11 protein-coding genes are annotated in these 7,945 nt (G+C 59.3%); 10 read left to right on the top strand and 1 reads right to left on the bottom strand.

Translation table 11 applies throughout. From position 1 onward, the window contains the following. The first annotated feature begins 183 nt into the window (after positions 1-183). The 6 genes from infA (at position 184) to rplQ (ending at position 3,474) form a co-directional block, all read left to right on the top strand. Positions 184-405 carry a translation initiation factor IF-1 gene (gene infA, locus HGSM_RS00330; protein WP_019146749.1) on the top strand — a complete coding sequence of 74 codons (222 nt, stop codon included), beginning with the start codon at positions 184-186 and terminating at the stop codon, positions 403-405. A gap of 67 nt (positions 406-472) precedes the next feature. Then, positions 473-586: a 50S ribosomal protein L36 gene (rpmJ, locus tag HGSM_RS00325; protein ID WP_018682809.1), complete on the top strand. Its 114-nt coding sequence runs from the start codon at positions 473-475 to the stop codon at positions 584-586. A gap of 206 nt (positions 587-792) precedes the next feature. Beyond that, a complete protein-coding gene (gene rpsM, locus HGSM_RS00320; protein WP_019146748.1) occupies positions 793-1,167 on the top strand; it encodes a 30S ribosomal protein S13 in 375 nt (124 codons plus the stop codon). 110 nt (positions 1,168-1,277) lie between these two features. Continuing rightward, complete coding sequence (gene rpsK, locus HGSM_RS00315; protein ID WP_019146747.1) at positions 1,278-1,685, top strand: 30S ribosomal protein S11; 408 nt, start codon at positions 1,278-1,280, stop codon at positions 1,683-1,685. Positions 1,686-1,870: 185 nt separating this feature from the next. Then, positions 1,871-2,872, top strand: a complete 1,002-nt coding sequence (locus HGSM_RS00310; protein WP_019146746.1) for a DNA-directed RNA polymerase subunit alpha — start codon at positions 1,871-1,873, stop codon at positions 2,870-2,872. A 56-nt stretch (positions 2,873-2,928) separates the two neighbouring features. After that, complete coding sequence (gene rplQ, locus HGSM_RS00305; RefSeq protein WP_019146745.1) at positions 2,929-3,474, top strand: 50S ribosomal protein L17; 546 nt, start codon at positions 2,929-2,931, stop codon at positions 3,472-3,474. Between the two features lie 94 nt (positions 3,475-3,568). On the opposite strand, the gene HGSM_RS00300 is transcribed toward rplQ, so the two are convergent. Beyond that, positions 3,569-4,399 (bottom strand): ROK family protein, encoded by an 831-nt coding sequence (locus HGSM_RS00300; protein ID WP_019146744.1) that lies wholly within the window; start codon positions 4,397-4,399, stop codon positions 3,569-3,571. A gap of 74 nt (positions 4,400-4,473) precedes the next feature. Here HGSM_RS00300 and truA point away from each other — a divergent pair, with 74 nt between their 5' ends. The 4 genes from truA to rpsI all read left to right on the top strand — a co-directional run bounded on the left by truA (position 4,474) and on the right by rpsI (position 7,906). Next, a complete protein-coding gene (gene truA / locus HGSM_RS00295) occupies positions 4,474-5,349 on the top strand; it encodes a tRNA pseudouridine(38-40) synthase TruA (protein WP_019146743.1) in 876 nt (291 codons plus the stop codon). 176 nt (positions 5,350-5,525) lie between these two features. Then, the gene (gene trhO, locus HGSM_RS00290) at positions 5,526-6,422 is read left to right on the top strand and encodes an oxygen-dependent tRNA uridine(34) hydroxylase TrhO (protein ID WP_019146742.1); all 897 of its coding nucleotides are present in this window, start codon (positions 5,526-5,528) and stop codon (positions 6,420-6,422) included. A gap of 505 nt (positions 6,423-6,927) precedes the next feature. Then, positions 6,928-7,371, top strand: coding sequence for a 50S ribosomal protein L13 (gene rplM, locus HGSM_RS00285; protein ID WP_019146741.1), 444 nt, complete (start codon positions 6,928-6,930; stop codon positions 7,369-7,371). A 46-nt stretch (positions 7,372-7,417) separates the two neighbouring features. After that, positions 7,418-7,906, top strand: coding sequence for a 30S ribosomal protein S9 (gene rpsI / locus HGSM_RS00280; protein ID WP_019146740.1), 489 nt, complete (start codon positions 7,418-7,420; stop codon positions 7,904-7,906). Positions 7,907-7,945 lie beyond the last annotated feature (39 nt).

The raw sequence follows: 7,945 nt of genomic DNA, 5'->3' as shown, positions 1-7,945 counted from the left end.
ACTGCACCACCACCCCACCCTCTTGATTTTCGACGATACGGGCAACTCCCAGCACATGTGCAAAATCGTGGTGGAAAGTAAGCGGCATCACGATGCCATCGGACTCATCTATGCCGTAAGATAGATCCTTGGTATGTGTAAATCACATGCTAGCAATCCAAATTACAGGAGTTAGCGGAGTATATGGCGAAGAAGGACGGCGTCATCGAGATCGAGGGCAGCGTGGTTGAAGCTCTCCCAAACGCAATGTTTCGGGTAGAACTTGCCAACGGGCACAAGGTGCTCGCGCACATCTCGGGAAAGATGCGTCAACACTACATTCGAATCCTCCCAGAGGACCGGGTGGTCGTTGAGTTGAGCCCATACGACTTGACCCGTGGCCGAATCGTCTACCGCTACAAGTAACCACTTCGATCACTGCCGGTAGTGGGAGTGGGCTATGCCTGCCACCAACGCCAGCAGAGGAGACACGATGAAGGTCAACCCTAGCGTTAAGAAGATCTGCGACAAGTGCAAGGTTATCCGCCGTCACGGTCGCGTCATGGTCATCTGCGAGAACCTGCGTCACAAGCAGCGCCAGGGCTGATACGAGGTTTTCCTCGTTCAGCGGCAACGCGACGTCAGGGTCGTAGACGACCCAGCCTGTCTAGATCCCAGGCATAGAAAGAAAGTTTCACCGCCAACCTCTCGGATTCGTCCGACGTTGGCACACCCTCGGCTCGGAGGCCGGGGCTCGCGAACCGCGAGAGGTGAAGCTTCAGACCTCCGAAAGACACACAGGAGCCATCAATAATGGCACGTTTGATTGGAGTGGACCTCCCTCGCGACAAGCGAGTAGTGGTAGCTCTCACTTACATCTACGGCGTGGGCCGTACCCGTTCCGAGCAGGCAATTGCTGCAACGGGAATCTCCCCAGACGTTCGCGTTAAGGACCTCGACGACGCTCAGCTCGTCGCCATCCGTGACTTCCTCGAGGGCAACTTCAAGCTCGAAGGTGACCTTCGCCGTGAGGTTGCTGCCGACATTCGCCGCAAGGTTGAGATCGGCTGCTACGAGGGTCTTCGTCACCGCCGCGGACTTCCAGTTCGTGGTCAGCGCACCAAGACCAACGCACGTACCCGTAAGGGTCCAAAGAAGACAGTGGCCGGTAAGAAGAAGGCTCGCTGATCTAGCAGCAGTAGTTCGTTTGACTCTGTTTGGCAGTTTCTCGTTCGTTTGAACGCACAAACCCACAGAGTTATCGATCCGAAGATCTCAACTCAGGAGAGAAAGAGCACATGCCTCCAAAGACTCGCGGCGCCCAGAGCGTACGCAAGCCTCGCCGCAAGGACAAAAAGAACGTCGCAATCGGCCAGGCTCACATCAAGAGCACGTTTAACAACACGATCGTCTCGATCACTGACCCTTCGGGTGCTGTGATTTCGTGGGCATCGTCCGGTCAGGTTGGCTTCAAGGGATCGCGTAAGTCGACCCCTTACGCAGCTCAGCTTGCCGCTGAGTCGGCTGCACGCCGCGCTCAGGAACACGGAATGAAGAAGGTAGACGTCTTCGTAAAGGGTCCAGGCTCCGGCCGCGAGACCGCGATCCGCTCCCTCCAGGCTGCTGGCCTCGAGGTTGGTTCGATCCAGGACGTTACGCCTCAGGCACACAACGGCTGCCGCCAGCCAAAGCGTCGCCGCGTCTGATCCCGTAACAATCGTTCGCCTTTTGTCTTAACGACGATCTTGGTCACGCTGGTCCGTGAGATCACGTGCCAGCGCACCAAGATCGTCGTATAGCGAAGTGGACATGTCAGGTTGAAGCGGGTGGCGCAAGCCGCCCGTCCAGGTATGCGTCAAATAGTGGACGCATTTCGAAAGGAAACCACCAAGTGCTTATTGCACAGCGCCCAACCCTCTCTGAAGAGGTCATCTCGGACAACCGTTCACGGTTCACCATCGAGCCACTCGAGCCAGGCTTCGGCTACACGCTCGGTAACTCGCTGCGTCGTACCCTGCTGTCCTCCATCCCTGGAGCAGCAGTAACCTCCATCCGCATTGACGGTGTACTCCACGAGTTCACCACCATTACGGGTGTTAAGGAAGACGTCACCGAGATCATCCTCAACATCAAGAACATCGTCCTCTCCTCGGAGAACGACGAGCCAGTCGTGATGTACCTGCGCAAGCAGGGTGCGGGAGTAGTTACTGCTGCGGACATCGTTCCACCAGCAGGTGTTGAGGTTCACAACTCTGACCTTCACATTGCAACTCTGAACGACAAGGGCAAGCTGGAGATCGAACTCACTGTTGAGCGTGGACGTGGATACGTCTCCGCAAGCCAGAACAAGTCTTTTGAAGCTGAGATCGGCCGTATTCCGGTTGACTCCATCTACTCGCCAGTCCTCAAGGTGACCTACAAGGTCGAGGCAACGCGTGTTGAGCAGCGCACCGACTTTGACAAGCTCATCGTCGACGTTGAGACCAAGCAGGAAGCTATTGCTCCTCGCGATGCACTCGCATCCGCGGGCAAGACGCTTGTTGAGCTCTTCGGTCTCGCACGCGAACTCAACGTAGAAGCAGAAGGCATTGAGATCGGTCCATCGCCAACTGACGCAGCGCTTGCTGCTGACCTGGCTCTTCCTATCGAAGACCTCCAGCTGACGATCCGTTCGTACAACTGCCTCAAGCGCGAGGGCATTCACCAGGTTGGTGAACTCGTTGCTCGCTCCGAGGCAGATCTGCTCGACATTCGTAACTTCGGTGCCAAGTCCATAAACGAGGTGAAGGAAAAGCTCGCTGAGCTCGGCCTGAACCTGAAGGACTCGCCACTCGATTTCGATCCAACTTCCTCGGCGAACTACTTCGACGACGAAGACGAGCAGTACAACTGACTTCTGGACTGATCGGCTGCGGCCGGTCGTCGTAACAATCTCAAGGAGCATCAACTATGCCTACCCCTACCAAGGGTGCACGGCTCGGTGGTAGCCCGGCTCACGAGCGTCTGATCCTCGCGAACCTTGCTTCCAACCTGTTCGAGCACGGTCGCATCACCACCACCGTGACCAAGGCGAAGCGCCTTCAGCCACTCGCTGAGCGCCTCATCACCAAGGCAAAGCGCGGAGACATCCACGCACGCCGCCAGGTCTCGCAGATCATCCGCAACAAGACGGTTCACGTTCGTGACGCCGAGGGTGACGCAAAGACCATCGTTCACCGTCTCTTCACCGAGATCGCTCCAGCCATGGCTGAGCGCGACGGTGGATACACCCGCATCACCAAGGTCGGTACTCGTAAGGGCGACAACGCTCCTATGGCAGTTATCGAGCTCGTGATGGAGCCAGTTTCTCCTAAGCAGGCTGTAGTCAAGGAAGCCACCAAGGCTGCCGAGAAGGCTGCAAAGAAGGCTGAAGCTCCAGTAGAGGCTCCAGTTGAGGAAACCGCAGCTGTTGAGGCTGAGGTTACCGAGGCCGCTGAAGAGACCAAGGAAGCCTGAGCTTAAGCTCGTCTTCTAGGTACTTCACCTCACGCGAAGGGCCCCGATCCAATGGATCGGGGCCCTTCGCTGTTGTGTCTCCGGTGCCCGGCCACTAAGCCCAGATGTGGGCGCCGCCGGACAGTGCGACGCTGTTTGCGACTACTCGGGTGAGTGGGCCGATGGCGGTTAATGCTTCGAGTGCCTCCGGGGTGAGGTTATGGGCGTTGCCCCCGCCAATATAGAGCGTGTCCCAGCGGAACACTGGGAAGAGTGCTGAAACTACCTCGACGACTCGTTCGGACCACTCGTCATTGCCGAGCCTACGTCGCACATGTTCGCCGATGTATTGGTCGTAGGTGGTGTCCGCGAGGAACTGTCCGTGCGAGAGTTCGAGGTGTGCTTGGAGGGCTCCGCCTAGGAAGTGCGCCGAGCCTAGCCCCGTGCCAAAGGTGAGCGCCACCTCGAGGCCCTGTCCCGTGATGAGTGCGGCTCCGTGCATCTCGGAGTCGTTGACGACTCGCACGGGCTGGCCCAGAGCCTTCTCGAGCGCGCCCGCGAGGTTGAGCCCATTCCATGCATTCTCGAGTTCCGGAAGGACCGTGGTGTGTGGGCCCGCTGTGCGGATGTAGTGCGGGGTGTACTGAATGGTCCCGGCTCGAATCATTCCGGGGACGCCCACTGCGACGCGCTGGGGCGCAGCGCCGTGTTCCGCGGCCCAGTCCCTGACGGAGACGATCATGGCAATCAGATCCTCAGGGGTGAAGGGGTAACTTACGTCTATGCGCCGTGACTCCGTGACAAGGTGGCCCCGTGCATCGCACACCGCAGATTTGATGGCACCTCCGCCGCAGTCCACGGAGAGCGTGAGCGGTCGGGCGTACCCATCCTGACCGGCGGGTGCAAAGACCTCAAAGGGTTCCGAGTCAAAGGGTGCGTGATTCACAATCTCAAGGATAGGCGTCGCCCGCAGCCGATTGCGATTCACTGCCCCGGCGCGGGGTAGGCGAGAATAGGAGAGTGTTGAGAATCCGAATCGATCTGGCGTACAACGGAACCGACTTTGTTGGCTGGGCTACGCAGCCTGGCCTTCGCAGCGTCCAAGGACTCCTTGAGGAGGCGCTGGAGCGTCTGGTACGCCAGCCTGTGCGTGTCACGGTGGCCGGGCGCACGGACGCCGGCGTACACGCGCGCGGCCAAGTGGTGCACGTGGATCTGCCGCGCGAACGCTGGCTAGGTTTCCCCGGTCGTTCCGACCGCACGCCGGGCCTAGCACTAACAGAGAAGTTGAATGCGCTGTTGCCGAGGGACATCGTGGTCTTCTCCTGCGATGAGGCGCCCGAGGGCTTTGACGCCCGATTCTCTGCCCTCTACCGTACGTACAACTACCGCATTGCGGACGCGGTCGCGCTGCGCGATCCTCTCACGGCGGACTACGTGTATTGGCAGCGCTATCCGCTGGACGTGGACGTGATGTCTCGTGCCGCGGCTCCGCTGGTTGGGCTACGCGACTTTGCCGCGTTCTGCAAGCCTCGCCCCGGAGCCACCACGATCCGGGAGCTCAAGGCCTTCACCTGGGAGCGGGTCCAGGACGGGCCGGACGCAGGGCTCGTACGCGCCACAATCATTGCCGACGCGTTCTGCCACAACATGGTCCGTGCCCTCGTGGGCGCAAGCATCGATGTGGGTCAGGGCCTCAAGGACGTGAACTGGCCTGCGCAGATGCTCGCGTCCAAATCGAGAGTGAACTCGAGTGCCGTGGTGTCCCCGAACGGCCTGACTCTCGAGGGTGTCGAGTACCCCGCCGACAACGAGTTAGCCGCGCGCGCGGCCGCGATCCGCGCCCGCCGTATGGATGAAGAGGCCGAAGACGTCACGATCCCGCCCATCGCCTGACGCACAGGTCACCTTCCCGCACATTGCTCAGGGCCGCAGAGCGGCCATACATTATCGACGATTGAGCGCGACCCAGCCTCACGCTGGGTCGCGCTCAATCGTCGAAAATCAAAAGGGCAGCAGGGTTGTGACCAAATACCGATTTGGGCACGCCCAAAACCGAATATCCTTGAACCATGGCCGTTAACAAGATCATCCTCTTCTATGCATTCGCTCCCGTGGCAGACCCAGTCGCGGTGAAGCTGTGGCAGCGTTCGCTCGGTGAGCAGTGGGACCTCAAGGGGCGCGTGATCGTGTCCCCGCACGGTATCAACGCCACGCTCGGCGGGACTGTGGAAAACCTGAAGCGCTATGTCAAGGCGACCAAGCAGTACCCGGGCTTTGGAAAGATGGACGTCAAGTGGTCCGAAGGAACGGGCGACGATTTCCCACGACTGTCTGTCAAGGACCGCCCAGAGTTGGTCGCTTTTGGTACCCCTGACGAAGTCAAAGTGGACTCCAAAGGCGTTATTGGTGGCGGTACGCACCTGAGCCCGGAGGAAGTGAACAAGCTTGTGGAGGAACACGGCGACGATGTCGTGTTCTTCGATGGACGCAACGCGTTCGAGGCAGCGATCGGACGGTTTGACGGTGCGATCATCCCGGACGTGCAGACCACCCACGGGTTCATCGCCGATATCGAGTCGGGTAAGTACGACTCGATCAAGGGCAAGAAGATCATCTCGTACTGCACCGGTGGCGTGCGCTGCGAAATCCTCTCCGTTCTTATGAAGAACCGCGGGTTTGAGGATGTCTACCAGATCGAGGGTGGAATCGTTCGCTACGGTGAAAAGTTCGGCACTAAGGGCCTGTGGAAGGGCCCGCTGCACGTGTTCGACAAGCGCATGCTCATCAACTTTGACGAGGACTCGCAGACGCTGGGCTCCTGCTCCGAGTGCGGTCAGTCCACCGACCGCTTCCTGAACTGCGCGGACCCTGGCTGCAAGGTTCTGCGGCTGTACTGCACCGACTGCGAGCACATCGCCGCCGAAAAGGTGTGCGCCGACTGCGAGGATCGCCTCGCCGCAGTGTGACAACCCAGTGGGGCCGTAACCGGAGGGTTGCGGCCCCACTGCTTTGGGCGAGGCGGCACCCGGTACGATGGTGCCCGCACGGCTGGCGGAATCCGTCGATGCGACACATCCAAACGTGACGCACCTCAAGTACTTACCGGGGTGCTATGTGCGGTACACTGAATCCTGATTGTTGTATGCCGTGGCGTATTCCACCGAATGGATCGGTTGTAGATCGCCAGCAGAATCGGTGAGCATCAAGAGCGCGTGAGTCCTTCCTCAAGGTCGCATGTCGCCGAAGCTCCCTTGCTGGACGGATCCTACCGTGCTTCAACCTTCGGTACGCAAGGGGACATGGCCGCTGAACCAAGACAGGTTCACGCATGGACCCGCATGACAGACACGATCGAGTTGCTTCAGACAACCAGTGCGCCCACTCGCTAAGGTTCGTGCGAAGCACTCGCTGACCTTTCTGAGTGCTGAATAAGCACCAGAGACTAACGAATACGAAACGAAGGCTACGAACGTGCGTACGTACACCCCGAAGCCAGGCGACATCCAGCAGGACTGGTACGTCATTGACGCTACCAATGTTGTCCTCGGTCGCCTCGCCAGCCACGTTGCAACTTTGCTCCGTGGCAAGCACAAGGCCACCTTTGCTCCTCACGTAGACGGCGGCGACTTTGTCATCGTCATCAACGCTGGCAAGGTTGCTCTCAGTGGGAACAAGCTCGAGCAGAAGAAGGCATACCGCCACTCTGGTTACCCAGGTGGACTGACTGCGGTTCCTTACTCCGAACTTATGGAGAAGAACCCAGAGCGTGCCGTGGAGAAGGCCGTAAAGGGCATGCTCCCAAAGACCAAACTCGGTGCTCAGCAGATCGGAAAGCTCAAGGTCTACGCAGGCTCTGAGCACCCACACGCTGCACAGCAACCGAAGCCCTTCGAGATCACCCAGATTGCTCAGTAGTCGTTTTTTAACGACCTGAGACATAACAGGACGCGAGGACACCCAAGTGGCCGAGACCACCGTCGACATTGACGTGCTGGACGAAGAAACCCCCAGCAGCTACACCTCTGAGACCGCAGCCCCAACCGGCCGCGGACAGAGCATCACCGCTCCAGGTCAAGGACTTGGACGACGCAAGGAAGCTATCGCACGAGTTCGCCTGGTTCCAGGCACCGGCCAGTGGAAGATCAACGGCCGTACCCTCGAGCAGTACTTCCCAAACAAGGTTCACCAGCAGCTCGTGAACTCCCCGCTGAAGCTCGTTGACGTTGAAGGTCGCTTCGACGTCATCGTACGCGTCAACGGTGGTGGAACCTCCGGTCAGGCAGGTGCGGTCCGTCACGGAATCGCACGTGCGCTGAACCAGATCGACACCGAAGCTAACCGCCCAGCCCTCAAGAAGGCTGGCTTCCTCACCCGCGACCCACGTGTCGTCGAGCGTAAGAAGGCCGGTCTCAAGAAGGCACGCAAGGCTTCGCAGTTCTCCAAGCGCTGATTTTCAGCCTCTGCAAAGGCTCCGATGGCACTGCCATCG

It is taken from the genome of Timonella senegalensis JC301 (genome assembly GCF_000312125.1).
GTDB lineage: Bacteria > Actinomycetota > Actinomycetes > Actinomycetales > Cellulomonadaceae > Timonella > Timonella senegalensis.
Note: the sequence above shows the minus strand (reverse complement) of the source record. Positions and strands in the feature narration are given on the sequence as shown.